The organism is Pseudomonas mucoides (assembly GCF_015461845.1).
Classification (GTDB): Bacteria; Pseudomonadota; Gammaproteobacteria; order Pseudomonadales; family Pseudomonadaceae; genus Aquipseudomonas; species Aquipseudomonas mucoides.
Window position 1 is genome coordinate 382,072 of record NZ_JACOPW010000005.1, and the last position, 24,996, is coordinate 407,067.

The 24,996-nt window shown below is 58.5% G+C and carries 21 protein-coding genes; 8 read left to right on the forward strand and 13 right to left on the reverse strand.

Annotated features, from left to right (window positions below):
• Positions 1-110: 110 nt before the first annotated feature.
• Positions 111-878 (reverse strand): DODA-type extradiol aromatic ring-opening family dioxygenase, encoded by a 768-nt coding sequence (locus H8F22_RS22865; RefSeq protein ID WP_027925727.1) that lies wholly within the window; start codon positions 876-878, stop codon positions 111-113.
• Positions 879-981: 103 nt separating this feature from the next.
• Here H8F22_RS22865 and H8F22_RS22870 point away from each other — a divergent pair, with 103 nt between their 5' ends.
• On the forward strand, positions 982-1,638 hold the full coding sequence (locus H8F22_RS22870; protein WP_027925728.1) for a thiopurine S-methyltransferase: 657 nt from the start codon (positions 982-984) through the stop codon (positions 1,636-1,638).
• 170 nt (positions 1,639-1,808) lie between these two features.
• Here H8F22_RS22870 and htpX read toward each other — a convergent pair whose 3' ends face one another.
• Both htpX and H8F22_RS22880 read right to left on the reverse strand, forming a co-directional pair.
• Positions 1,809-2,699 (reverse strand): protease HtpX, encoded by an 891-nt coding sequence (htpX, locus tag H8F22_RS22875; RefSeq protein WP_027925729.1) that lies wholly within the window; start codon positions 2,697-2,699, stop codon positions 1,809-1,811.
• Between the two features lie 319 nt (positions 2,700-3,018).
• Complete coding sequence (locus tag H8F22_RS22880) at positions 3,019-4,230, reverse strand: pyridoxal phosphate-dependent aminotransferase (protein WP_027925730.1); 1,212 nt, start codon at positions 4,228-4,230, stop codon at positions 3,019-3,021.
• A 226-nt stretch (positions 4,231-4,456) separates the two neighbouring features.
• On the opposite strand from H8F22_RS22880, the gene msrB reads away from it, so the two are divergent.
• From msrB to H8F22_RS22895, 3 genes are all read left to right on the forward strand, one after another.
• A complete protein-coding gene (gene msrB / locus H8F22_RS22885) occupies positions 4,457-4,855 on the forward strand; it encodes a peptide-methionine (R)-S-oxide reductase MsrB (RefSeq protein ID WP_027925731.1) in 399 nt (132 codons plus the stop codon).
• A gap of 163 nt (positions 4,856-5,018) precedes the next feature.
• The gene (locus tag H8F22_RS22890; protein ID WP_027925732.1) at positions 5,019-5,504 is read left to right on the forward strand and encodes a glutathione peroxidase; all 486 of its coding nucleotides are present in this window, start codon (positions 5,019-5,021) and stop codon (positions 5,502-5,504) included.
• Complete coding sequence (locus H8F22_RS22895; protein WP_059182407.1) at positions 5,501-5,962, forward strand: MarR family winged helix-turn-helix transcriptional regulator; 462 nt, start codon at positions 5,501-5,503, stop codon at positions 5,960-5,962. The genes H8F22_RS22890 and H8F22_RS22895 overlap by 4 nt, the downstream gene beginning before the upstream one ends.
• Here H8F22_RS22895 and H8F22_RS22900 read toward each other — a convergent pair.
• The gene (locus H8F22_RS22900; RefSeq protein WP_027925734.1) at positions 5,946-8,267 is read right to left on the reverse strand and encodes a hybrid sensor histidine kinase/response regulator; all 2,322 of its coding nucleotides are present in this window, start codon (positions 8,265-8,267) and stop codon (positions 5,946-5,948) included. The two genes, H8F22_RS22895 and H8F22_RS22900, sit on opposite strands and share 17 nt — an antisense overlap.
• 166 nt (positions 8,268-8,433) lie before the next feature.
• On the opposite strand from H8F22_RS22900, the gene H8F22_RS22905 reads away from it, so the two are divergent.
• Together H8F22_RS22905 and H8F22_RS22910 are read left to right on the forward strand one after the other, a co-directional pair.
• Positions 8,434-9,324 (forward strand): ATP-binding protein, encoded by an 891-nt coding sequence (locus H8F22_RS22905; RefSeq protein ID WP_059182408.1) that lies wholly within the window; start codon positions 8,434-8,436, stop codon positions 9,322-9,324.
• Complete coding sequence (locus H8F22_RS22910; RefSeq protein WP_027925736.1) at positions 9,321-9,803, forward strand: GAF domain-containing protein; 483 nt, start codon at positions 9,321-9,323, stop codon at positions 9,801-9,803. Before H8F22_RS22905 ends, H8F22_RS22910 begins: the two co-directional genes overlap by 4 nt.
• On the opposite strand, the gene H8F22_RS22915 is transcribed toward H8F22_RS22910, so the two are convergent.
• The 8 genes from H8F22_RS22915 to H8F22_RS22950 form a co-directional block, all read right to left on the reverse strand.
• Positions 9,804-12,752 (reverse strand): HD domain-containing phosphohydrolase, encoded by a 2,949-nt coding sequence (locus H8F22_RS22915; RefSeq protein ID WP_059182409.1) that lies wholly within the window; start codon positions 12,750-12,752, stop codon positions 9,804-9,806.
• 50 nt (positions 12,753-12,802) lie between these two features.
• Positions 12,803-16,444, reverse strand: a complete 3,642-nt coding sequence (locus H8F22_RS22920; RefSeq protein ID WP_027925738.1) for a transporter substrate-binding domain-containing protein — start codon at positions 16,442-16,444, stop codon at positions 12,803-12,805.
• An 8-nt stretch (positions 16,445-16,452) separates the two neighbouring features.
• A complete protein-coding gene (locus H8F22_RS22925; protein WP_027925739.1) occupies positions 16,453-17,079 on the reverse strand; it encodes a response regulator transcription factor in 627 nt (208 codons plus the stop codon).
• A gap of 406 nt (positions 17,080-17,485) precedes the next feature.
• Entirely contained in the window at positions 17,486-18,814 is a 1,329-nt protein-coding gene (locus H8F22_RS22930) for a deoxyguanosinetriphosphate triphosphohydrolase (protein ID WP_027925740.1), read from the reverse strand.
• 35 nt (positions 18,815-18,849) lie between these two features.
• The gene (locus H8F22_RS22935) at positions 18,850-20,013 is read right to left on the reverse strand and encodes an EAL domain-containing protein (protein WP_059182410.1); all 1,164 of its coding nucleotides are present in this window, start codon (positions 20,011-20,013) and stop codon (positions 18,850-18,852) included.
• Between the two features lie 125 nt (positions 20,014-20,138).
• On the reverse strand, positions 20,139-20,480 hold the full coding sequence (locus H8F22_RS22940; protein ID WP_027925742.1) for a hypothetical protein: 342 nt from the start codon (positions 20,478-20,480) through the stop codon (positions 20,139-20,141).
• Complete coding sequence (locus tag H8F22_RS22945) at positions 20,477-20,866, reverse strand: phage holin family protein (RefSeq protein WP_027925743.1); 390 nt, start codon at positions 20,864-20,866, stop codon at positions 20,477-20,479. The genes H8F22_RS22940 and H8F22_RS22945 overlap by 4 nt, the downstream gene beginning before the upstream one ends.
• Position 20,867: 1 nt before the next feature.
• A complete protein-coding gene (locus H8F22_RS22950) occupies positions 20,868-21,182 on the reverse strand; it encodes a DUF883 family protein (protein WP_007943326.1) in 315 nt (104 codons plus the stop codon).
• A gap of 305 nt (positions 21,183-21,487) precedes the next feature.
• On the opposite strand from H8F22_RS22950, the gene H8F22_RS22955 reads away from it, so the two are divergent.
• The gene (locus H8F22_RS22955) at positions 21,488-22,696 is read left to right on the forward strand and encodes an ammonium transporter (protein WP_194940717.1); all 1,209 of its coding nucleotides are present in this window, start codon (positions 21,488-21,490) and stop codon (positions 22,694-22,696) included.
• Position 22,697: 1 nt separating this feature from the next.
• Here the strand turns inward: H8F22_RS22955 and H8F22_RS22960 are convergent, their stop codons facing one another.
• Positions 22,698-24,410, reverse strand: a complete 1,713-nt coding sequence (locus tag H8F22_RS22960) for a cation:proton antiporter (protein ID WP_027925745.1) — start codon at positions 24,408-24,410, stop codon at positions 22,698-22,700.
• Positions 24,411-24,617: 207 nt separating this feature from the next.
• On the opposite strand from H8F22_RS22960, the gene H8F22_RS22965 reads away from it, so the two are divergent.
• Positions 24,618-24,854, forward strand: a complete 237-nt coding sequence (locus tag H8F22_RS22965; RefSeq protein ID WP_027925746.1) for a glutaredoxin family protein — start codon at positions 24,618-24,620, stop codon at positions 24,852-24,854.
• Positions 24,855-24,996: the final 142 nt, after the last annotated feature.

The following is a 24,996-nucleotide window of genomic DNA, read 5'->3' on the forward strand; positions in this document are numbered from 1 at the left end:
TTGAGCTGATTGATCGCACATAAAAAATCCCCGACTGGTTCGGGGATTTTTTATGCCTGCTGTTTGTGCCCTGCCTGTCCTGCAGCGTCGCACCCATCGCGGTCTACCGGTCAGCCAAAACGATAAATGTCCATGCCCAGCGCGCCCATGGTGAACCCCTGATGCGCAATGCTGAACTCGCCTCCAGCCCCACGAGCAAAATACAGCGGCAATAAATGCTCATCGCTAGGGTGATTGCGCACGGCATTGGGCGCCTGCTGACGGTAATCGTGCAGCGCCGCTTCATCGTCGGCCGCGAGTTTCTCGATCATCCAGTCGCGGAAGGATTTGGCCCACGGCTCGACGCTTTCCGGGCCCGCATGCCAATCCAGTTCACGCAGGTTGTGCGTGATGCTCCCAGAGCCGATCAACAGCACGCCATGCTCACGCAGGCTGGCCAAGGCATGGCCGACGCGGGTTTGCAGGGCAGGACCGCCACGGGTGGGCAGCGAGACTTGCACAATGGGGATATCGGCTTGCGGATACATCAACGTCAAAGGCACCCAGACACCGTGGTCGAACGGGCGCTTGGCATCGATGCGTGCTGGCAGATCGGCGGCCTTCAATAAATCGACAACCTCCGCCGCCAAATGGGGATTACCGGGTGCGGGGTACTGAACGTCGAACAACGCCTGCGCAAAGCCGCCGAAGTCGTGCCAGGTTTCCGGCCGGGGATTGCCGCTGACCAGCAGCTCATTGCTTTCCCAATGCGCCGATACGATCACGATGGCTTTCGGTTTCGGCAATTCGGCGGCTAATCGAGCTAGAGCCGGTCCGCTGGCCCCCGGTTCCAGTGCCAACATGGGCGAGCCATGGGATATGTACAGGCTGGGGAACATGAAAGAGCTCCTGAGGGGTAAGATGGCGTCATCTTCAGTCAGATCATTGATCTAAATCTAATATAAGTTTTAGGGTCTTTTGATCGAATTTTCGGGATTAATTATGCAGCCGGAGTTTTGGCACAAGCGGTGGACGACGAATCAGATCGGCTTTCACCTGCCGAAAGTGAATCCTTATCTGCAACGGTACTGGCCGCAGCTGGGGCTGGAAGAAGGCTCGCGCGTACTGGTGCCGCTCTGTGGGAAAAGCCTGGATCTGCTGTGGCTGGCGAAGTGCGGTCACGAGGTGTTGGGCGTCGAGCTGTCGGAAAAAGCGGTGGAAGACTTTTTCCACGAGCATCAATTTGATCCGGACGTCAGCGACCAAGACCCTTTCACGGTCTATCGAGCGGGCTCGATCGAGATCTGGTGTGGTGATTTCTTCGCGTTGACGGCCGGTGATGTCGCCGACTGCAGCGCACTGTACGACCGCGCAGCGTTGATAGCCTTGCCACCGATGATGCGCGAGCAGTACGCCGCGCATCTGACGCGGATTTTGCCGAAGAAGTCGCTGGGGTTGCTGATTACCCTGGACTACGACCAGACGCAAATGGACGGCCCGCCGTTTGCCGTGCTGGATGATGAAGTGCAGCGGTTGTTCGGTAGCTCGTGGGCGCTGAAGATTCTAGAGGATCAGGATGTTCTGAGTTCGAGCGGGAAATTCCTGGAGGCGGGGGTTACCCGGCTTGAGGAGCGGGTGTATCGGGTTTCCAGCCATTAAGGTGTGTTGAGTTTGCTGGTCCCATCGCGAGCAAGCTCGCTCCCACATTGGAATGCATTCCCCTGTGGGAGCGAGCTTGCTCGCGATGAGGACAGGAAGAACACCGCATCAACCAGGCAAATAAAAAAGGCCCGCATCACTGCGGGCCTTGTTTTTTTGTTGCTGAACAATCAGCGCTGAAGTCGATGCAGCGCGTTGATACGTTCTTCCAGCGGCGGGTGGCTCATGAACATCCGGGCGAACCCTTGCTTGATGCCACCGTTGATGCCAAAGGCGTTCAGGGTGTCCGGCATGTGTACCGGCAGGCCTTGTTCGGCGCGCAGGCGTTGCAGGGCGCCGATCATCGCGGCAGTACCGGCCAGGCGTGCACCGGCTTCGTCGGCACGGAATTCACGCTTGCGCGAGAACCACATGACGATGGAGCTGGCCAGAATGCCCAGGACCAGCTCGGCGAAGATGGTTGCCACGTAGTAGGCAATCCCCTGGCCTTCTTCGTTCTTGAAGATCACCTTGTCGACAAAGTTGCCGATGATCCGCGCGAAGAACATCACAAAGGTGTTCACCACGCCCTGAATCAGCGCCAGGGTGACCATGTCGCCATTGGCCACGTGGCCAATTTCGTGGGCCAGCACGGCTTTCACTTCATCAGGCGAGAAACGCTCCAGCAAGCCCTGGCTGACCGCGACCAGTGCGTCGTTCTTGTTCCAGCCCGTGGCGAACGCGTTCGCCTCGTAGGCCGGGAAAATCCCGACTTCAGGCATCTTGATCCCGGCTTCCCGGGACAGTTGCTCGACGGTTTGCAGCAGCCATTGCTCGTGACGGGTGCGTGGCTGGGTGATGATCTGGGTGCTGGTGCTCATCTTCGCCATCCACTTGGAGATGAACAGCGAGAACAGCGAACCGGCAAAACCAAAGACCGCACAGAAAATCAGCAGCTGATTGAGGTTCAGATCAACCCCGTTGGCCGCCATGAACCCGTTGAAGCCGAAAAGGCTCAGGGTGATGCTGGCAATCAGCACGACCGCCAGGTTAGTGGCCAAAAACAGCAGGATGCGCATCATGGTTGTAGAAATCTCCTCGTGCTAAAGATGTAGCGTACTGCGGGGTATATAAGGTGCTGCACCGGGCTATTCAACCGGGTGACTATTTCAAACTGTGTCCTACGGCAACAGTCTAGCCGTTTGCAGGTCTTTTCCGATGCGGGCATGGGAAATGTTTGACAGGCAAAGCGCGGCATAGGCCCCGCCGTCGTTAGACGCGAGCACCCAACCAGTGACCAGGCATGACTTGAAACAAGGAAGTGCGGCGGGATGCAGAGATGTGTTGCTGAATTAATCACCGCGCGACTTTCGCAAAAAGTCGCACGGTGACGAACCCCTTTTACTGACGGTAGGACTTGAGGAAGCTACCGATCCGCCCGATGGCCATCTCCAGTTCATCCACACGCGGCAGGGTCACCACGCGGAAGTGATCCGGCCAAGGCCAGTTGAAGGCTGTGCCCTGAACCACCAGCAGCTTCTCGGAGAGCAGCAGGTCGAGCACGAACTTCTCGTCGTTGTGGATCGGGCAGACTTTCGGGTCGATCCGTGGGAACGCATACAGCGCGCCCATCGGCTTGACGCAGGTGACGCCCGGAATGTCGTTAAGCAATTCCCAGGTGCGATTGCGCTGTTCCAGCAAGCGGCCCTGCGGCAGCACCAGGTCATTGATGCTCTGATAACCGCCCAGTGCGGTCTGGATCGCATGCTGGCTAGGCACGTTGGCACACAGGCGCATATTGGCCAGCATGTCGATGCCTTCGATGTAGCTCTGTGCGTGATGTTTCGGGCCGGAGATGGCGATCCAGCCGGAACGGAAACCGGCCACGCGGTAGGACTTGGACAGACCGTTGAAGGTCAGGCACAGCAGGTCCGGGGCCAGGGACGCGGTGCAAATGTGCACGGCGTCGTCGTACAGAATCTTGTCGTAAATCTCATCCGAGAACACCACCAGGTTGTGCTGGCGCGCCAGTTCGAGCATGCCCAGCAGCACTTCTTTGGAATACACCGCACCGGTCGGATTGTTCGGGTTGATGATCACCAGCGCCTTGGTGTTCGGCGTGATCTTGGCCTTGATGTCGGCCAGGTCCGGCCACCAGTTGGCCTGTTCGTCGCACAGGTAATGCACCGGGTTGCCGCCGGACAGGCTGACCGCGGCCGTCCACAGCGGATAATCCGGGGCCGGCACCAGCACTTCGTCGCCATTGTTGAGCAGGGCCTGCATCGACATCACGATCAGTTCGGAAACGCCGTTGCCCAGGTAGATGTCTTCGATGCCGACGCCTTCAACCTGCTTCTGCTGGTAATACTGCATCACGGCCTTGCGCGCGCTGAACAGGCCTTTGGAATCGCTATAGCCCTGGGCGGTCGGCAGGTTGCGGATCACGTCCTGGAGGATTTCGTCCGGCGCTTCGAAACCAAAAGGCGCCGGGTTGCCGATGTTCAGCTTGAGGATGCGATGACCTTCCTCTTCCAGGCGTTTGGCGTGCTTGAGCACTGGGCCGCGAATGTCGTAGCAGACGTTGGCGAGCTTGTTCGATTTGCTGACCTGCATGGCGATGTGTTCCCGAAAATGAACGATCCAGGCGGTGTATGAACTACCGTACTGGGAATCCTGCGTATTCACACAGGCCTGACGCCTTGAGATGCAGCACCCATAAATCCGTTTGAATGCGCGTGGTCTGGCTGCCAGACTGGCGTTTGACGAGGCGCAATCATACGTGCCGCCCGATCCGTGGAAAAGGTACAGATCGGGCTTTTTCAGTTGCTGAGGTGTGAAGATGGAAAAGTTGGAAAAAACCCTGGAAGAATGGAAGGCAATGCTCGATCCGGAGCAGTACAACGTGTGCCGCCTCAAGGGCACCGAACGGCCGTTTTCCGGTAAATACAACGGCACCAAGACTGACGGCGTTTACCACTGCATCTGCTGCAACGAGCCGCTGTTCGACTCCAAGACCAAATTTGACTCCGGTTGCGGCTGGCCGAGCTTCTACGCGCCGATCGGCGACAGCGCCATGGTCGAGATCCGTGATGTCAGTCACGGCATGATCCGCACCGAAGTGGTCTGTGCCAAATGCGATGCACACCTGGGGCACGTGTTCCCGGACGGTCCGCCGCCGACCGGCCTGCGTTATTGCATCAACTCGGTGTGCCTGGATCTGGTGCCGCGAATAGTGTGAGCCCTGTAGGAGCACGGCTTGCCGGCGTGGCAATCTTAAGGACGCCATCGCCAGCAAGGCGTGCTCCTACAGGGATTGTCCTGCTTCCATTGATTTATTAAATTGCACACAATTCAATTGCTCGCTATGTTTGTCTCATCTTCTTTCATCAAGAGTGCAAGTCATGACCGACAACCTGCTGAGCATCCCGTGCACCACCATCAAGGGTGAGCAAAAGACCTTGGCCGATTACGCCGGCAAGGCCGTACTCGTGGTCAATACCGCCAGCAAGTGCGGCTTCACCCCGCAATACAAAGGTCTGGAAGAGTTGTGGCAGACCTACAAGGACCAAGGGTTGGTGGTGCTCGGCTTTCCGTGCAACCAGTTCGGCAAGCAGGAACCCGGCAATGAAGGCGCCATTTCCGAATTCTGCGAATTGAATTTCGGAGTCAGCTTCCCGCTGTTCAAGAAAGTCGACGTCAACGGTGCCGGTGCGCATCCGTTGTTCGTTCAGCTCAAAAAGCGCGCACCGGGTGTGCTGGGTTCGCAGGGCATCAAGTGGAACTTCACCAAGTTCCTGATCGGCAAGGACGGTCAGTTGGTCAAGCGCTTTGCCCCGGCGACCAAACCGCAGGACCTGAGCCGCGAGATTGAAGCCCTGCTCAAATGAATAGCCTGTCAGTCGATTCGCTGAAGCTCGACAGTCAGCTCTGCTTCAAGCTGTACGCCGCTTCCCGTGCGGTGATTCGAGCCTACAAGCCGATGCTCGACCAGCTCGGCCTGACCTATCCGCAATACCTGGCCATGCTGGTGTTGTGGGAATGGCAGGAGGCCGCTCCTGAGCAACCGACGGTCAAGGCCCTGGGCGAACGTCTGGCGCTGGATTCCGGCACCCTGACGCCGTTGCTCAAGCGACTTGAGCAACTGCAACTGGTGCAGCGCCAGCGTTCGGCTCGCGATGAGCGTGAGGTGCACCTGAGCCTGTCACCGGCCGGCAAGGCGCTGCGTGATCAGGTCGGCCCGCTCAAGGCGCGCCTGTTGTGCGACAGCGGGGTGGATCTGGATCGCCTGAGTGATCTGCGTAATGGTCTCGATCATTTGCTGGGGCAGATCAAGGCACTGTCGTAGCTGGAACCCATAGATCAAGCAGCGCGGCCAGTTCTTCTCGGCGGAAAGGCTTGGCCAGGTAGTCGCTCATGCCCGCCGCGCGGCAGCGTTCGCGTTCCTCGGACATGGCGTTGGCGGTCAGCGCGACGATGGGCAGTTGCGGCCAGCGTCCGCTGCGACGAATTTGCCGGCTGGCTTCGTAGCCGTCCATCACCGGCATGTTGCAGTCCATCAGCACCAGATCGAAGTCGCTTTGCTCCAGTTGATCCAGCGCTTCGGCCCCATGAGCGGCGACGATGACCTCGCAGCCCAATTTGCCGAGCATGCCTTTGGCGACCAATTGATTGACCGGGTTGTCCTCGACCAGCAATACCCGTCCGCGCCGCTGGTGGGGAAGGGCTTCGATCCGCGCGCCATTGATCATCGTGGTTTCTGGCTGCAAGATCCGCCGCAAGGTCTGGTACAGCGCATTGCGTGCCAGCGGCCGTGCCTGTTGCTGCAAGGGCGCGAGGGCACTCGCCTGTTCGCTGGGCATGAAGTTGCCATAAGCGGTCACCAGCAGAATCGGCGCGTCAAGGGTGGGGCGCAGGCCAAACAGGCATTCGGGGCAGTCGGTGATCAAGACATCAGGTTCAAGTCCGAGCAGCGAGTCATCGATGGAACGCTGTTGATAGTCGAGTCCCCACGCCGGCAGCAGGGTTTTCAGCAGCTCGGCCAGACCGCTGCTGGCCGCGGTGATCGCAATGATCTTGCCGGACAGCGGTGCCGGGGATACGGCGCGAGTGTGAGCGGACAGCGGCAGCTCGGCGCAGAACTGACTGCCAAAACCGGCTTCCGAGCTGATCGTCAGGCGTCCCTGCATGGCTTCGCAGAGGTTATAGGTCAGGGCCAGGCCCAGCCCTGTACCGCCGAACTGCCGGGTAATACCGGCGCCGGCCTGGGTAAAGGGCTGGAAGATCTTGACCTGGGCATCGTGGGCGATCCCGATGCCGGTGTCGCAGACTTCGATTCTGACCCCCTCTTCGAAGGCAGACAGACGCAAATCGACCCGACCGAAGCGAGTGAACTTGAGCGCATTGGACAACAGGTTGCTGACGATCTGCCGCACCCGGGTCGGGTCCCCCAGCACCAGTGCCGGAAATTGTGGATCGATCAGGCACGTCAACTCCACGCTCGGCGCCGCATTCTGGGAGAGCAGGTTGGCGGTGTCTTCAACCAGCGCGCCAAGGTCGAACGGAATGTGTTCGAGTTCCAGTTGCCCGGCATCGAATTTCGACAGGTCGAGAATATCGTTGAGCAGCTCCACCAGCACTTTGCCCGAGTCGTGGGCGATCGACAGTTGTTGCTGCTGTTCGGCCGTGAGCGGGCCGTCCAGCGACAGCGCGATCATTCCCAACAGACCATTGAGAGGGGTGCGGATTTCATGGCTCATGTTGGCCAGAAAGACCGAGCGTGCTTCAGCCATCTCGATGGCCGTGGTGCGCGCGACTTCAAGTTCCTGATTGGATTGGCTGAGCCGGGCATTGATCGCCTTGAGTTCGGCCGTGCGTGCCGAAACGATGTTTTCCAGTTGACTGAGGTAGTCGGTCAGACGGTTTTCGGCGTTGCGTCGTTGCTGGATCTCGGTGGCGATGTTTTCGAATTGTTGGTTGGCGACTTTGACCAGCACACCGATTTCATCGTTTTCATGCCCCGCCGGGTATTCCAGCCAGGTCGGCTGCGCACTGCGCGGATCGCGGCCACTGAGTTCGCGGATGACCCGCACCAGGGGCTTGGTCAGCATCACGTAGAACAGCGCCAGCAGAATGCCTGTCAGGATCAGGCTTCGGGCGAAGCCGTTGAGCAACGTCACTTCGGCCCGGCGCAGGAAGCGGCTGCCGAAGGCGTAGGTGTCGACTTCCAGTTGCAAGGTCCCGAGTGATTCGTTGGGCAGGTGATCGAGAAACAGACGGTCTTCGAACTGCCGATTGGCGCCGAACAGGAAATCGCTGATGACTCGATAGCCACTTTGCGCGCTTGGGCGTTTGACGCTGGCCAGCACGGTATTGTTGTTGTCGGTCAGTTTCGCGCTGAGGATCGCCGGTGAGCGCACCAGGCCCATGGTCAGTTCCTGGGCGAGTTCGGCGTCGATGTTGTAGGCGATGCGCGAGGCAGGGTTGTGGCTGATTTCCAGCAAAGACAGTATTTCGCGGTTGATGGAGGCGTCTTCGCTGGCATAATCGATGCCTATTTGCAGCAGGCTGAGCAGCGTGCCCAGAATGAAACCGACCAGCACAGTAAGCCTGGCTTGCTTGTATGACAGCCGGTGGGTGAATTTGATGTCCATGGGGTGTTGAACCACTTCCGTTTCCTTTCGCTGCTCAAGCATAGTCGATCATGCATGGATTCCGATGTTCTCGCGAACCCCTGAGCAGGGGATGAACCGGGCACTGAACGCTGTGTATTCGTCGCTGTATCGCCATCATCACTGTGAATGTGCCCGAGGAGAAGACGTGGACGCCCGATTGAATGCTTTTCTTGAACGCGCCGATGCTGTTTTGGCCCGTATCGAGCCGCTGCTGCCCGCACCTCGGCAAGCCATCGACTGGAATCAATGCCTGGCCGCACGCTGGCAACGCGAGGGGCGCAGCGGTTTTCTGCTGCCGCTGCACGTCAGCCTCGACATGCGCCTGTCTGACCTGATCGGCGTCGACCGGCAACTGGAGCAACTGGGGCGAAATACCCAACAGTTCCTCGACGGCATGCCGGCCAACCACGCGTTGCTCTGGGGCTCGCGCGGCACCGGTAAATCGTCGCTGGTGCGGGCCTTGCTGGCCGAACACGCCCAGGCCGGTTTGCGCCTGATCGAGATCGAGCGCGATCACCTGGCGGACCTGCCGCGTGTGGTCGAGCAAATCGCCAAGTTGCCGCAGCGCTTTGTGCTGTTCTGCGATGACCTGTCGTTCGAGGCGGGCGAGGGCGATTATCGCGTACTCAAGAGCGTGCTCGACGGCTCCCTCGAACAAGCGCCGGACAACGTTCTGCTGTACGCCACGTCCAACCGCCGTCACCTGGTGCCGGAAAAGGAAAGCGATAACGAAAACTGGAAACGCGTCGACGGTGAACTGCACCCCAGCGAGGCGGTGGAAGACAAGATCGCGCTGTCGGACCGCTTCGGCCTGTGGCTGTCGTTTTATCCGTTTACTCAGGAACATTTCCTCAACGTCGTCGAACACTGGATCGGTCAACTGGCCGGCAAGGCCGGGCTTGAGTGGCAGCGTGACGACGAGCTGGACATCCTCGCGGTGCGTTGGGCAGGAGGCCGAGGCAATCGCAATGGACGTTGCGCTTATCAATTTGCCCGCTATTGGGTCGGGCTCAAGCTGTTGGAGCACAAAGCATGATTGATTTACAGAAGAGCGGCCAAGGGCTGGATGGTTACGGCATGTTGTGGGCGCAGCTGGAATCGTTGCTGGCGGACGAGCGTGATTTCATTGCCAACGCTGCACAGTTCTCGGCGTTCCTGTTCAACCAGCTCGACGATTTGAACTGGGCCGGCTTCTACCTCAACCGCAACGAAGAACTGGTACTCGGTCCGTTCCAGGGGCAAATCGCCTGCGTGCGGATTCCGTTCGGCCGCGGTGTGTGCGGGACGGCAGCGTCGACCTTGCAGACTCAATTGGTTGAAGACGTGCATGCTTTTCCCGGACATATCGCGTGCGACAGCGCATCGAACAGCGAACTGGTTGTGCCGCTGGTCAAGGACGGTCGACTGATCGGCGTGCTCGACCTCGACAGCCCGAAACTGGCGCGGTTTACCGCAGAAGATCAGGCCGGTATCGAGCGCCTGGCGGCGATTTTCCTGCGCCTGACCGATTGCTGATCAAGCACTCAAGCCTGCCTTGACCAGCAGGCTGGTCGGGTCGACGGCGTCAATCTGCTGCGGATCGAGGAATCGTTCTGCGTACTGCAGATAAATGCGCGCCTGGACGAACAGCCCGAACAGTTCCGGGTCAATGTGGGCGTCACGGCACATGTTGGCCATGATGCCCAAGGCCTCGCTCAAGGTTTTGGCCTTCTTGTACGGGCGATCGGCGGCGGTCAGCGCTTCGAAGATATCGGCAATCGCCATCATGCGCGCCGGCAGGCTCATTTCTTCGCGCTTCAACTGTTTGGGATAACCGGTACCGTCCATTTTCTCGTGATGGCCGCCGGCGATTTCCGCGACGTTGTCGAGGTGGCTGGGGAAGGGCAGGCGGCTGAGCATCAGGATCGTCTGCACCATGTGATGATTGATGATGTAGCGCTCCTCGCGAGTCAGCGTGCCTCGGGTGATGCTCAGGTTATAGAGTTCGCCCCGGTTGTATTTGTACGGCGGTACATCGAGCTTGAAACCCCACGGATTGTCAGCCGGAATCAGCTCGTTTTCGGCGCGTTCGAGCAGGTGTTCGGGTTTGTCCGCCAACAAGGGTTCGCTGACCGGCAGCGTCGGGGCCGGTGTGCGTGCCTGGCGGCGATTCTCTTCCCATGAAACCCCAAGTCGATCATCCAGCGTACGAGTCCAGGTGCGTTGAGCAATGCCGCGCAAGCGTTGCAGGTCGGCTTCGGCCATGGCCTCGCCGCCCAGATTGCAGTGGGCGACGAACGCGAAATCATCGTCCAGCCCCGCCAGGCTCGCATTGCGTAATTCGGCCAGCTGACGTTCGTCACCGCCCTGGGCGATGGCCTGCCAGTAGTTGATCCAGGCATCGCGCTTGAGCACTTCGAAACGCGTGCGGATTTCGTGGATGCGGTCGTTCAGGGTTTCAAGCTTGGTGGCTTTATCAACCACATATTCCGGGGTGGTGACCTTGCCGCAGTCATGCAGCCACGCCGCGATGTGCAGGGCTTCCCATTCATCTTCCGTCGGGTGATAACCGCTGAAGGCCGGCTCCTGACTGGCCGCGGCAGCCTCGGCGAGCATCAGCGTCAATTCCGGCACTCTCTGACAATGCCCGCCGGTGTAAGGGCTTTTGGCATCGATGGCGCCAGCCAGCAGTTGAATGAAAGAGTCCAGCAGCTGCTTCTGCCTGGCTTGCAAACGCTGGCTTTCAATACTTACCGCCGCCGCGCCAGACACCGCCTGGAGAAACGCGATACGGTCCGGGCGCAGCTTTTCCAGGTCGCTTTGTGCGCCGCTGTCGGCCAGCAAAAGGACCAGCAGGCCGACGGTTTCGTTATGCCGATTGTGCAGCCGGATACCGATCAGGTGAACCCGTGGACATTCCAGCGCCAGCAGCACCTTTTGCAGATCGGCTGCGTTTTCGAAGCCCAGGCTGGTGACCACATTGTCGGCGCTGGACAACTGCTGCATCCACTGAGGGCTCTGTGAACCCTGGAGTTCGTAACCTTGAATACCAAACGTCGACAACGCCTGAGAGGTCTCGTTGATCACCAGACCGTGGGGCTCCATGCGGTCGCCGTCCTGCTCGCGCAGGTAAATCAGGCCCGCCTGGGCCTGCCCGATCTTCACGGTTTCGAACAGCACCCGTTGCAGCAACGGGGCGAAACGAGTCTCGGCGCTCAAGCTGTCAGAGATCTGGAAAAAGCTCGCGAGGGTGTCCTTCATGCGCGTCATCGACACGCTCAGTTGGTCGACTTCCAGCACGGGGGAGCGTCGGCTGACGGGAAAGTTGAAGTTGAAACTGCGGATCGCATCGGCTTCTTGCACGAGTGAACGTAAGGGTTTGACCAGAATTCTGGAGGTGAGCCACCCCAGCGGCAGGCACAGCAACAACGTTGCCAGCGTGATCAACGCCCCTTGCCAGCGCATGCGGTAGGCATCGACCAGTAATTCATCTTCGGGCACTAACAGCGCCAACTGCAATCCTTGCGGCCCGCCTTCCTGCATGCTGCTGCGGGCCACAATCCATTCGCGACCGGCGGCGTCCAGGCGATTTCCCTCGGACGGATGGGTGAGCAGGGCACCGAGTGCCGGATTCAGATCGGCCGCCTTGATCAAGCGTGCGGTCTGGTCGTCGACGATCAGACGGCTGCTGTCGGGATAGGCAACGGCATTGCCCTCGGCATCGAACAGCACGATTTCGGTATGCGGGGTCACCACATGTTTGGCCAGCGTCGCCGACAGTTCGGCGAGGGTCAGGTCGGCGCCCATCACCGCATTTTCGCCGCTGCGCCGGGCTAGCGTCGTCCCGACATGGTGAGTGGAGAAAAAGACATAGGGTTCGGTGGTGATCTGGCCCTCATCGCTGCGAGCACTGGTAAACCAGGCGCGTTTGCGCGGATCGTAGGTTTCTTCAGGGTTATCCTGGCGGCTGACGAGCGCCAGGTTTTGATCAAAAAACAACGACTGGGACCGCACCTTCCCGGCACCGGAAGGCTGTTCAATGCTCCAGACCTGATAGGCCGCATTCTCCGGGGCATTGGTGAGCGTTCTCAGGGCGGGGGTGCGCAGGGGGCGTACCATGAAAAAGTCGCCATTGCCGTATCCCAGGTACAGCGAGGCCAGGTTGGGATTGTCTTTGAGCGACTGGCTAAAGGGTTTCAGCAGCGCGAGCCGTTGCTCCAGCGCGGGCGCCTCGGTCGCCGGGTTGTCCGCCAGCAGGCTCAACAGATGGCGAATCGGTTCATAAGTGCCCTGCAGGTCCAGCCGGACATCCTGTTCGATGCGGTTGAACAGTTTTTCACTGCTGGACAAGATGATCTGCGTGGTTTGCCGGTAATTGAAAATGCCCAGCACCACGCCCGTGAGTAGCAGCAGGAAGGTAAACATCACGCTGATATGGACGTGCAGCGGAAACCTGCGTGGATCGGGGCGCAGTGGGTTGGACATTACTGGTCTCTCCGTGATGGTTAACACACTGCTCAGCCGTCCAAGCATAGTTAAGGCTCCATCGTTCTGCTCCTGTCGTTGTGCCCTATTTGTTGTTGCAAGGCGTGCTCCAGCTCGAGCATGGCGTGCTTGATGGCTTGGGTGCAGTCGGCTACGTTTTCGGGGTGGAACGCTTCACGGCAGGCGCTTTCGAGCGCTTCGCAGCTGTCGATCAATCGACTCGCCTGGACGATGCGCGCCGCCCCCTTGATTTTGTGAGCGATATCGAGGAATGACTGGGGGTCTTTGCAGGGTGACAAATCCAGCAATTCCTGGCGGTCCAGACGATTGCTGTTCAGCACTTCGAGCAACAGACGTTGATCCAGCTTTGGATTGCCGCCGGTGAGCAGCTGCAGTCCTTCGAGGCTGAATGCGGGGCGGGCGATCGGTTTGACGCGTTCAATCCACAGTCTCAAGGCCGCGAGGCTGAGGGGCTTGAACAGGCAGTCGTCCATCCCCGCGTGTTTGCAGCGTTGTACTTCTTGCGGTTGTGCGTTGGCGGTGAAGCCCAGCAGGGTGCACGCCTCGCGCGACTGTTGCTGTTCGTATTGGCGAATCAGGCGGGCCAGTTCGTAGCCATTCATGACCGGCATGTTGCAATCGACAATCACCAGATCGAACAGCCCGTGCTTCCATGCCTCGAACCCGGTTTCGCCATCCGTTTCAGCGCAGTGGTGGTGCCCCAAAAACTCCAGTTGCTGGCACATGAGCAAGCGATTGGCCGGGTGATCGTCGACCACCAGGACGTTCAACGGAGTTGAGGTAGGGTGAACAGTCGCTTCGACGGTTTTCGGTCTCAGGTCTGGCGGCAATGTCGTCAGGTGCAGCGCTATCTCGACCTGCGTACCGGCACCGACCTGGCTACGCAACTGCAGACTGCCGCCCATCATCTCGCACAGCGTACGGCTGATCACCAGGCCTAACCCGGCGCCTCCTCGGGTCGACTGCGCGCTGTGGGTTGCCTGAGTGAATGGCTCGAACAAACGCTGTTGATCCTGCTCGCTGATGCCGATTCCGCTGTCCTGAACCTGCACGCGCAACAAAACCCGCTCGGGCTCGTCTGTGGCCTGCCACTCCACCACAATCCGCACCTGACCCTGTTCGGTAAACTTGATGGCGTTGCTGACCAGATTGGAAAGCACCTGCTTGAAGCGCATCGGGTCCAGCAACACATCGGGTGGCGGATGGGCGGGGCTCAAGTCCAGTAACAGATGCAGGTGTTTCTGTCGGGCGAGGCCGTCGAAGATCCTCACCACCGACGCTACCGTTTCACCCAGATGGACGCGCTCCGGATTCAGGCTCAAATGCCCGGATTCGATGCGCGCAATATCGAGAATGTCCCCGATCAGTTCCAGCAGGTCCTTCGCCGAGTGGTATGCGACGTCGATGGCGGGTCGGTCCGGATGAGCGGGTTCGATACGTTTGAGGGTCAGCTCCAGCATGCCGATGATTGCATTCATCGGGGTGCGAATCTCATGGCTCATGGTCGCCAGAAAAGTGCTTTTGGCTCTGTTCGCTTCATCGGCGCGTTCCTTGGCGGCTCGAAGGTCATCAAACAGTTGTCGCCGCTCGCTGATGTCAATCCAGCCACCAATGATGCCCTGTACTTCACCCTTCGAGTCCCGGTAAGGCAACACCCAGTGGTAAATCGTCAGTTTGCGACTGCCGATTTGCAACGTGCGATCGAGAATCAACGGTGCACCTTCGTTTACGACTCGCTGATAGTCAGACTCAAACTCCCGTGCCTCGAACGCGTTGCTCAAGTTGCCTTGAATGACACTTTTACCGATCACGTCTTCGTACTTTGCGCTGAAGGCTTCCAGGTAACTGTCGTTGCAGCTTTGCAGCACCCCCTGACGGTCCCGCACGTAGATCGGATGCGGCGTGCCGTTGACCAGCGATCGCATGAACTCAAGTTGGTCATTCAATGCGAGTTCAGCCGCCTGACGCTGTTTGATCTGACGACGCATGTAAGCGTTCCAGGCAACAGACATCAGCAGTAGCAGGCCAACCCCCAGCACCACCTGATAGAACACCCGGTGGTAGTTGCGCCAGGTGTTTTGCGATGTCGAGGCGTAACCCCGCCAGCGGCTGTTGATAATGCCCAGTTCTTGCGGGGTAATGCTCAGCAACGCCTTGTCGAGGATGGCGCTCAGTTCTTTGGCGTCGCGTCCGGTTGCTAGGGAAAACGCAGCCTGTTGCGTGCCAACGGTGGAACTGATCTGAAGCGTCTGCTCGAAGACTCTGGATGAGATGAAGTAGTTCGCAATCACCAGCGAGGTTACGGAGCCTTCAGCCTTGCCCTCTGACACCAGTTGCACGGCACTGAAGGTGTCGGGGGTTTCGATCAGAGTGAGGTTCGGGAACTCGAGACGCAGGTAATCCACCATCGGATTACCCTGGGCAATCGTCAGGCGTTTACCCGAAAACTGTGTGAGGTCGTTCGGACTGCCGGCCACTTTGCGCGTCAGCAGGACAAAAGAGTTTTCCAGATAAGGGCGGCTGAAATTCAGCAGCGTTTCACGGTGTGCGCTGGGCAGCAGGGCGGCAATCAGGTCGGTCTGATGCTGACCGATACGATCAATCATCTCGTCATCACTTCGGCTGCGTTGGATCTCGAAGCGCAAACCGGTGCGCAACCTGATCAGTTCGAGCAGATCGGCAGCGACACCTCGAAAGTTGCCGTCGTTATCGAAAAATGTCAGCGGCGCAAACGCTTCATTGACCACCACGCGAACCACCGGATGTTGCGCCAGCCAGCGTTCTTCGCGAGTGGTAAGTTGCAGTTTGTGATCGGTGAGAAGAATGTCGCTGCCTGCACTCCAGCGTTTGGCAATCTCTTCCCGCGAATGGGTGGGCGTGGCATTCAGTATCGTGTTGATGATCCCAAGCAGTTCCGGGTTGTTGCGGTGCACGGCAAAACTGAAGCCGTGGACTTCGTGTTTACCGAAGTTGGCCATCCGGACGTTGTTCAGGTAACCCTTGTTGATCAGGTAGTGGGTCGAAATGGTGTCACCGAGAAAGACGTCCGCCTGGTCGAACGCAACCGCGTTAATTGCATTCTGGTAAGACGGGTAGGCCGTGATGATCGCCTTTGGATACAGGGCTTTGACTTCTTCCATCGGTAAATAGTGGTACACCATGCTCAACCGCAATCCGGCCAGTCCATCGGACAGGGATCGGGTTTCTCCTTCGCGTGTCACCAGAACCGGTTGGTCCGCGGCGTAAGGTGTCGACAGCACAATATCGGCGTTACGGGCCTCAAATCCGTTGGCGCTGCCGAGCATGTCGACCTCACCGTTTTCCAGCGCCTTGATGGCATCTTCCCGGGATGCGTAGCGCTGAACCTTGACTGGCAGGCCGGTCGCCTTGCCAAGGATGCCGGCGTAATCAGCGGTGAAGCCTTCATAGTCGCTGCCGCTGCTGGTCAGGTCGAAAGGCGGGTAATCGGGGGCTGAGCTACCCAGAATCAATTCGCGTTTGTTTTTGATCCATTGTCGCTGTGATTTATCCAGTTGTACTTCCATGTGCCCGACCATTGAGCGACTGAGCAGGGTGTAATGCTCGCTGGCGGAGTGTGTCGCAGACACTGAGGTGCTCAGGCACAAGCCGGCAGTGATCAGTATCAGATAATCCTTTAAACGACTGGGCATCCGGTCTCTCACACTAAGGCGTTGCGTTTTGCCATATCGATAAGTTCAACCAGTGATTTGGCTTTGAGTTTTTGCATCAAGCGTTTTTTATAGGTGCTGACGGTCTTGTTGCTCAGGAACATGCCCTTGGCAATTTCCTTGTTGGTGCGGCCTTGTGCAAACAGTTGCAATACCATCAATTCCCGGTCGTTGACTGACTTGAATAGCTCCAGGTCGGCATATCGCGTGTCATCGCTACGGACGGGGTTCAGCGCCTGGCTGGGGAAGTAGTTGTAACCGGAAAGCACCGCTTTGATTGCACTGACCAGCTCACTCAGGTCTTCCTGTTTGCAGACATATCCCGACGCGCCGGACTGCATGCAGCGAATACCGAACAAGGTCGGGCACTGGGCCGTTAAAACCAGGGTTTTTAACGGAGTACACATGGCATTAAAACGGGATAGAACTTCCAGTCCATCCAGTTTGGGAATGCTGATGTCGAGAATAACCAGGTCTGGCATGCATTCGCGGACCATCTGCATGGCGTCGACCCCGTTATCCGTTTCGCCGACGACTTTATAACCTTCATGTTCGAGCAACATTCGGACGGCAAGACGGATAACGGGGTGATCGTCGACAATAAAAACGGAGTTCATAATCAGATCCCATGCGAGCTCAAATAAAGCGCGCACCTTAGCTCAGATAGTTGAGGGGGCGCATGAACTGACAGGTCGATAGCAGTGATATAGGACAAGTCCTACAATTGAAGAGGAATGGGACTACGTTCCAGTTCGGATTTGAATGAGGATCAAGAGAAGTGTTGTATGTAGTAAGTTGATTATTGAGTGATAGGTTTTTAGGAAGATGTCAGGGTCAATAAGTTTATAACGTCTGATTGTTTCAATGATTTTATCAAGTAACCAGGCCGCGGTAGATCTGTTGGTCGGCAGCTTTAAGTGTGTCCAGTTTCGCCGGATGTCAGACTACTCGAATGTATTGCCTGATCATTCCAGCACTCGACCCGCGTTCGGACAATCTGAACAGCGGGTCGGGGCGGGGGCGTCAGCGGCTTGAGCGACCGGTCATTTCCAGGGCCATTTCACTGGCATAGCTGTCGGTCATGCCGGCGATGAAGTCGATCATCCGCAGGAATGAAGTGTGCAAAGGCCCGCGAGGATCGGGTGCATTGTTGCCCAACAAGTCGAGGATGCGGCGACTTTTGAACGACGGCGTTCGACCATTGTGTTGTTCCAGTGCCGCGCCGCAGAAAGCGTTCAGTAGAATCTCCAGCGTGGTGTAGGCGCCGATTTCATGCAGTGTCTTGCGCTTGTCCTGGAAGATTTTTTTCCTGGCCATGTCTTTGGCATTCAGGACACAGCGCTTGGCCGGGCCATGCATGTGCTCCACCAGATCGCCGGGCAGTGTACCGGCCAGCAGGGCGTCCTGTTGTTCGACGAAGGCCCGGGCCGCTGCATTGGTCAGGTGTTCGATGGCTTTGCCCCGCAGGATGGCCAGCTTGCGTCGGCGCGAGTCCAGCGGGCCCAATTGGCGATAGGTTTCCGGAAGATCGTCGCCCACCAGATTGAGCAGTAACGACTCGACTTCGGCGTACTCCAGCAACTCCATTTCCAGGCCGTCTTCCAGGTCGATCAGCGCGTAGCAGATGTCATCGGCGGCTTCCATCAGGTACACCAATGGATGGCGTGCCCAGCGCTGCTCCTCCAGTTGAGGCAGGCCGAGTTTATGAGCGATCTGCTCCAGCAACGGCAGTTCGCTCTGATAACAGCCGAACTTGTGCTTCTTGTAGCCCAGCGAGTCAGCGTGCTTCGCCGTCCAGGGATACTTCAAGTAAGTACCCAGCGTGGCGTACGTCAGCCGCGTACCACCATCGAACTGGTGGTACTCCAATTGAGTGAGCACACGAAAGCCTTGGGCATTGCCTTCGAAATTCAGGAAGTCATTACGTTCGACTTCGCTCATGTCATCCAGCCAGCCACGGCCTGCGGCCTGCTGGAACCAGTGACGGATGGCGTCTTCGCCGGAGTGACCGAAGGGTGGATTACCGATGTCATGCGCCAGGCAAGCCGACTGCACCACCATCCCCAGGTCACTCGGTTCGCACCAGTCTGGCAACGCGCTGCGGATGGTTTCACCGACACGCATGCCCAACGAGCGCCCGACGCAACTGACTTCCAGCGAGTGGGTCAGGCGCGTGTGGATGTGATCGTTACTGGTGACCGGATGGACTTGGGTCTTGCGTCCCAGCCGGCGAAAGGCACCTGAGAAAATAATGCGGTCATGGTCTTTGTGGAAAGGGCTGCGGCCGAGTTCTTCCGGGCTGTGCAGCGGCTTTCCGAGGCGTTCGCGGGTAAGCAGGGTTTGCCAATCCAAGGCTGGTCTCTCCGTCAGGTGACTGATGCCTTAGCCTAGAGCCCGGCGGCGTCGATGTCGATGAGCAGCAGTCGCTCGCCATTGTCGAAAAATTGCCCGGCGGTGAGGCAATACTGGTTGCTGGTGGCATCGCGGTACGTGTTGGAAAGTGTAAGCCGACGCTCGTCCCAACCCTCTGCCAACAAGTGATAGAAATACGGACGCCATGACCAGTTGTGACCCAGGTACCGGGTGTCCGATTCCCAGGCGTTGTTTCGCCATTCAAGGTTGGGCGTCAGTTGCGTGCCGTGGCGATCGCATTGATAGAAGCGCAACAACCAGGGGAATGCGTCCAGATGGGGCAGGGCGCTGAGCGGTGCGTGGGCTTGGGCCCATGTCTGCAACAGGGTCATCAGCTCGCCGAGTTGCTGGCGCATGACCATCAGCCGCCCACGCTCAGCCAGTTTTTGTTGAACATACCGTTGGCGCAGCTGTGCGAAGCGCTCGACAAAAGCGTCCGCGGCAAAGAAGTCGGCTTGTGCCTTGGCAAACAGAAAACCCTGCACGTACCGGGAGCCGCACTCCAGGGCAAAACTCAATTGAGCCTCGGTTTCCACCCCTTCGGCAATGATCCAGCAACCGGTTTTCTCGGCCATCTGCGCCAGCGCCTTCACCACATCGCTGCTTGGACCGCCCAATGCCGCCGCCTGGAACAAGCGCATGTCGAGTTTGAGAATGTCCGGTTGCAGGGCCAGTACGCGATCGAGTTGAGAATAACCGGCGCCGAAATCATCAATGGCGATTCGTGCGCCTGCCTCTCGGTAGCGAGCCACGACGTCAGCCAGGCGCTGAATGTCGCCGCCCAGTTCGGTTATTTCGAAGACGATGCGTTGCGGGTCGACGTTGTGCCTGCGCAGTTGTTTGAGGCTTGGCAGCGCTTGATCCGGGCGCAGGCGATTGATCCAGCGCGGGGAAATGTTCAGGCTGAGAAACCAGTCCGAGGGCGCTTCATGCAAACGACTGAGCGCGTTGTCGCGGATCTGCCGATCAAGACGCCGCAACGCGATGGCGGGTGTCCTCGGGTCGGCGAAAAGCGGGCCCACCGAGGCCAGTTGACCGTCGGCCTGTTGCAGTCGGCCCAATGCCTCGACGCCGGCGATACGGCCGGTGGCGGTATCGATGAAGGGTTGAAAGCAGGCGAGCGGTTGCCCGTCGATCACGAGGCCTCCTTGGTTAAGGTCTTGTTTTTGGATACCTGGTCACCGGATAGGCACACAGGATTGAACCCCTCGATAGAGAGGCTCATCCCGGTGGTATTGCAAGAATGCAGCCAGAGAGTGGCTATTTAGTCTTTTCGCGAGTTGCTTTGCAGGACCAGCTTGATCAAGGGCCCCAGGCTGGTGCCCAGACGAACCAGCCGAGTCAGGCTGCTGGCGCCGCCGTTGCGGGTACTCTTGCCGGTCAGAAAGCCGAGCAAGGTGACAGCTGCCACGCCCCAGAGCGGGGCGTGCTTGATGCCAAAACTGTCCTGCAGGTCTTGCTTCATTCCGCGAATCCGCTGCAAGGGTTGTAGCAGTTCCCGGGACTCGAGGCGGATTTCCTGACGGTGCATTTCCATGCGCAGGCGAATCAGTGCCTTGCGCATTTCCGCGCGCGAGCTGTTATTGGGCAGTTGAGGCAGGCTCATGGCAACAGGCGCTCCCGATCGTTGGCCAATTCTTCCAGGGTGCCATGGAAGGGCGAGGACTCATCGAAGACCGCTGCTTTCAAACGCAATCCACAGAAGATCGCGGCTAGGGTATAGAACACGCAGAGCCCGATGATGGCGGCGAGGCGATAGGTGTCCCAAAACACAATCAACACCAGCGTCGACAACCCCACCAGCAACAGCAATGCAAAGACCAGCGCCAGGCCTGCAAACAGCAGCAGGCTTACGGTGCGCGCTTTTTGTTCCTGCAACTCGATGCCGAACAGTTCGACATGGCTGTGCAACAGTCCGAGAAACGCGGCACCCAGGCGCCGCGATGAAGCGCTTGTGCCCGTCGCCGACGAGCCGGATTCGCCGATAGACATATCAGCGCCGAGAAGCTAGCAGGCCAATGAGGAAACCTACCCCAGCGGCGATGCCGACCGATTGCCATGGGTTGGCCTGCACGTAATCTTCGGTCGCGGTGACAGCGGCCTGACCGCGTTCGCGCAACGAGTCTTCGGTCAGCTTCAGGGTTTCCCGGGCACGCAACAGACTGTCGTGGATCTGGGTGCGCAGTTCATCTGCCTGATCGCCGGCCAGGGTCGCGGTGTGCTCCAGCAACCGCTCTGTGTCACTGACCAGGGTCTGAAAATCGTTCATCAGGATTTCTTGAGCAGTCTTTGCCTTGATGCTGGCCATGGGTGGATCTCCGTAAGTGGCTTCTGATGGGTTCGAGTATGAGCCTTGTGCGAAGGTTCAGTACAAATGACTGGTACAACTTTTGCTGTGTCGTGGTGCGTTTGCCGGCGCCGATGCGCTGTTGCCGGGCATGATTTCAGGAAAACCTCGGCTCAAACAATAAAAACTCGCGCGATGATTTCGCTCTGATGCGCCAAAGCGGTTCATGGGGATCAGTGATTCGATCCGCATAAGCCGCAACTTGGTGCGTCAGCAGTCTGCGTGAACTGCTTTGGTGCTTTTTTAGCCTTTAGGTCTGCCATTCCATGGAAAATCTGCAAAGCGCTGTGGACAGTCTGGTCCATAGCTCCAATACATTGTTCATCCTCATTGGCGCGGTCATGGTGCTGGCCATGCACGCCGGTTTCGCCTTTCTTGAGGTTGGCACGGTTCGGCAAAAGAACCAGGTCAACGCCTTGTCGAAAATTCTCAGCGACTTCGCCATTTCGACCCTGGCCTACTTCTTTATAGGCTATTGGATTTCCTACGGGGTGACGTTCCTGCAACCGGCGGCGGTGATCAATGCCGACCATGGTTATGGATTGGTGAAATTCTTCTTCCTGCTGACCTTTGCAGCCGCCATCCCGGCGATCATTTCCGGCGGCATTGCCGAACGCGCCCGGTTCGTCCCGCAATTGTGCGCGACCGCGCTGATCGTGGCGTTCATCTATCCCTTTTTCGAAGGGATGATCTGGAACGGCAATTATGGTTTGCAGGCCTGGTTGCTGGCGCGATTTGGCGCCAGCTTCCATGACTTTGCCGGTTCCGTGGTGGTGCATGCCATGGGCGGCTGGCTGGCCCTCGCGGCGGTGTTGTTGCTCGGGCCGCGACAAGGACGCTATCGCGATGGCCGCCTGGTGGCGTTTGCTCCGTCTAGCATTCCCTTCCTCGCCTTGGGCTCGTGGATCCTGATTGTTGGCTGGTTTGGCTTCAACGTCATGAGCGCCCAGACCCTGCAAGGCGTGAGCGGACTGGTGGCAGTGAACTCGTTGATGGCCATGGTCGGCGGAACCGTGGCGGCGCTGATCGTCGGGCGCAACGACCCAGGCTTTTTGCACAACGGCCCATTGGCCGGGCTTGTGGCCATTTGCGCAGGCTCCGACCTGATGCACCCGGTGGGCGCACTGGTGACCGGCGCCATCGCCGGGGCGCTGTTTGTCTGGTGCTTTACCGCGGCGCAGGGCAAATGGCATATCGACGATGTGTTGGGCGTGTGGCCTTTGCACGGTCTGTGTGGCGTGTGGGGCGGTATCGCGTGCGGCATTTTTGGCCAGAGTGCGTTGGGCGGCCTGGGCGGTGTAAGTCTGATCAGCCAGTTGATCGGCACCTCGCTGGGTGTGGTCGTGGCGCTGGCTGGTGGTTTTGCGGTGTATGGAACGATCAAGGCGTTTCATGGACTGCGCTTGAGCCAGGAAGAGGAGTACTACGGCGCGGATTTGTCGGTGCATAAGATCGGCGCCGTCAGTCAGGACTGAATCAATTTTCCGCATCTTCAGCTCCGGGATAAAAATCGTGGAGCATCCGATAGCGATCATGCCGGATCTGATCGGCCCGCTCCTGTACCTGATGGGCGGGCAGTCCCAGCATGATCAGTGCATGGGAGGCGAGCATCAGGCTGGACTCCAGCAACTCGGGTACGACTTCGTTGGCGCCGGCTTCTTTCAGCTCGGCCAGTTGGCTGTCATCGCGGGTACGAACCAGAATCGGCACTCTTGAATTGATCCGGCGAGCCTCCTTGAGGATCGCCAGCGCGATGTCAGGTTGGTCCACCGCAATTACCAGCAACCTGGCACGCGCCAGTCCGACGGCAAGCAGTAATTCACCTCGACGCGAGTCTCCATAGTGCACGCTGCTTTCGCTGACAGCCGCTTCCTCAACCCTGACCGGATCGTGGTCCAGTGCAATGTAAGGTTGTTGCTGATGACTCAGGCAGCGACCGATGGACTGGCCGACGCGCCCGTAACCACAGATGACCACATGCTTGTCCAGATCCGCGTTCAGCGCGCTGATCTCTTCAAGTTGGGCCTCCTTGTTGGATTTTCGATGCAGATGTTTTGCGATGGATGGGGCCGCGCGCAGCATCAGTGGCGTGACCAACATCGAACAGAACGTCGCAGCCAGCAGCAAGCCGCCGAGTTGCGCGGGCATCAGATCGCTTTGCTGCATCTGCGCCATCAGCGCAAAGCAGAACTCACCTCCCTGGGCCAGTGCCAGACCGCTGCGCCAGGCGGTTTCGCCATCGCTGCCACGCCATTTGACCAGCAGCGCCACCACGGTGCCCTTGATCAGCAGCAATCCCAGGGTCAGGCCAAGGATCAGCAGCGTGTGGCTGGCGAACAGATTCAAGTCGATCAGCATGCCGATGGTGACGAAAAACAACCCGAGCAGAATGTCCCGAAACGGTCGGATATCGGCCTCGACCTGATGCCGGTAATGACTTTCGCCCAGCAGCATGCCGGCGAGAAACGCGCCCAGGGCAGGGGAAAGCCCCAGCAAGTGAGTCAGCCAGGCGGTCAGCAGGACAATCACCAGAGCCAGCAGTACAAACAGTTCGGCGGAGCGGGCGGCGGCGACTTCATGGAACAGTCTTGGCAACAACCAGCGGCTGGCCAATAGCAACCCGCCGAACAACACCACGGTTTTTATCAGGGTCAGGGGCAGCGCCCAATACCAGGCCTGATCACTGTTTCCGGCGAACACGGGCACCAGTGTCAGCAGCAAGACGGCCACCACGTCCTGGAACAGCAATACGGCGATGGCATTCTGGCCATGACTGCTGAAAATTTCGCCAAGGCTGGTCAACTCCTTGCTGACGATGGCCGTGGACGACAGCGCCAGCCCCGCGCCCAGCAACAGCGCGGGAGTGACCGGCATCCCGAACATCATCAGTAAAACACCCAGCAACAGTCCGCAGGCCAACACTTGCAAACTGCCAAGGCCGAACACCACATGTCGCAGTGCGATCATTTTCGTCAGGGAAAACTCAAGACCGAGGGAGAACAGCAAGAACACCACACCTAATTCGGCAAGGTGTGGCAACCCTTCGCTCTCATCTACCCAATTGAACGCGGTCGGGCCAATCATCAACCCCACGCACAGGTAGCCGAGGACCGGGGGCAATCGCAGGCGCTGGAACAACGCGATGACCACTAGAGAGGAAACGAGAATAATCAAGAGATTGGCAAACACTAAAAGCTCCGCTGACAGACGCTGGCTACTCAAGCGTAGAAGCAAAAAAAACGTGAGCATTGCTTAAATGGCACAAACGACGCCTGATGTGCGTCAGGGTTATTCCGCCATCATGGCGATTCATGTTGTCGGGCAGAAAATTCGACGGCTCGACGGCTTTTCGGGGCAGGCCTAGAATAGTTACTTAATTTTTTCGGTTGAGCGCTCATGCCTCCTGAATGTCAGCTGTTCGGCACCCTGGGGTGCCATCTCTGTGAAGTGGCCGAAGCCGAGCTGATGCCGTTGGTTGAACACGGTCTGCTGGTCGAGCTGGTAGATATTGCTGACGATGAAACCTGGTTCGCCGCCTACAGTCTGCGCATTCCGGTCCTGCGACGAGTCGATACCGGCGCGGAACTCGGTTGGCCATTCAGTGCCGACGAGGTGGTGGCGTTCTTGCGTTAAGCGGTTTTTGTGCTGGCGATGGTCCCGTCTGTCGAACTTTGCGACTGATCCCCTTGGCTTAACCGATGCTCTTCGGATACTGTATGCGTATACAGTTATTCGGAGTGCTGCCTTGACGTCCCGGGTTTCCGGGTTTGAGCAG